Here is a 1,482-nt window from a genome sequence, read left to right as displayed (position 1 = left end):
GAGGGCCGGGTCCGCCGGGACGGCGGCGGCCGCAAGAGCGCCGAGGAACTTGACCCGCTACTCGTTCCAGCGTTACTGGCACTGGTCGAGCCGGATGAACGGGGCGATCCGATGTCGCCGCTGCGGTGGACAACCAAGTCGCTGCGGTCTCTGGCCGGGGAACTGACACGTCAGGGCCACGCCGCTTCGGCGCCGACCGTGGGCAGACTGCTGCGGGAGAACGGTTTCAGTCTGCAGGCCAATGCCAAGACCCTTGAGGGCGCTCAACACCCCGAGAGAGACGCGCAGTTCCGGTACATCAACGACCAGGCCAAGGACCATCAGGCGGACGGCGAGCCGGTGGTCAGCGTGGACACGAAAAAGAAGGAGGTCGTCGGGGAGTTCAAGAACGCGGGACGCCAATGGCGGCCGGCCGGTGAACCCGTGCGGGTCGACGTCCATGACTTCCCCGGCGACGCGCTGGGCAAGGCCCTGCCCTACGGCATCTACGACCTGGCGGCGGACACCGGCTGGGTGAGCGTCGGTACCGATCACGACACCGCGGCCTTCGCGGTCGAATCGATCCGCCGCTGGTGGAACGGGCAGGGACATCTCGACTACCCCGGCGCCACCCGTCTGCTGATCACCGCCGACGCGGGTGGCTCCAACGGCTACCGCACCCGGGCCTGGAAGACCGAACTCGCCGGCTTTGCCGCCGAGACGGGCCTGGCCGTCACGGTCTGCCATATGCCTCCGGGCACATCGAAATGGAATCGGATCGAGCACCGGCTGTTCTCCGCGATCACGATGAACTGGCGCGGCCGGCCGCTGACCAACTACGAGGTCATCGTGCAGAGCATCGCCGCGACCACCAACCGCACCGGGCTCACCGTCCACGCCGAACTGGACCCCGGCAGCTACCCCACGGGAGTGAAGGTCAGCGACGCCGAACTGAACGCGGTACCGCTGACCGGCCATGCCTTCCACGGGGAATGGAACTACACCGTGCACCCCCGGCCCACCGAGCCGACGAACCCCGGCAAACCAACCGCCCGCCTAGACCGCGAGGCCCTGGCGCACCCCGCCCTGACCGGTATGACCAGCACCGAACTGACTGAGCTGACCACAGCCCTGGCCTCGCCCTGGCAGGCGCTCCACGCCCCGGACCGCACTACCCGACGCGACGGCGGCACCCGACGCCGAGCCCCGGGCGGCGGCCGCAAAGCCAAACTCGACCTGGCCGACCGCGTCCTGGCCACCGTGCTGCACCAGCGCCTTGGCCTGTCGCCCACCGTGCTCGCCCGCCTGTTCACCGTCAGCAAGGACACCATCCGCGAGGCCACCGGCGAGATCAGACAGCTCATGGACCAGCACGGACACACCCCCGGCCCCGCCGCGGCACACCTGACCACCCTCACCGGCCTCCACGTCTACGCAACCGCACACGGCATCGCCCTCACGACAGAGACAAAACCACCGTGTTGATTCTTTACGAGCCCTAAG

General features: G+C 68.6%; 1 protein-coding gene. It reads left to right on the top strand.

Going from position 1 to position 1,482, the window contains the following annotated elements; translation table 11 throughout:
• Positions 1-1,464 (top strand): ISAzo13 family transposase (locus ACFC8N_RS48885; protein WP_376296106.1); only part of this gene is annotated, 1,464 nt, incomplete at its 5' end.
• Positions 1,465-1,482 lie beyond the last annotated feature (18 nt).

This window comes from Streptomyces sp. NPDC055966 (assembly GCF_042269865.1).
Lineage (GTDB): Bacteria > Actinomycetota > Actinomycetes > Streptomycetales > Streptomycetaceae > Streptomyces.
The sequence above is the reverse complement of the archived record's forward strand: the minus strand, read 5'-3'. Positions and strand labels throughout refer to the sequence as shown.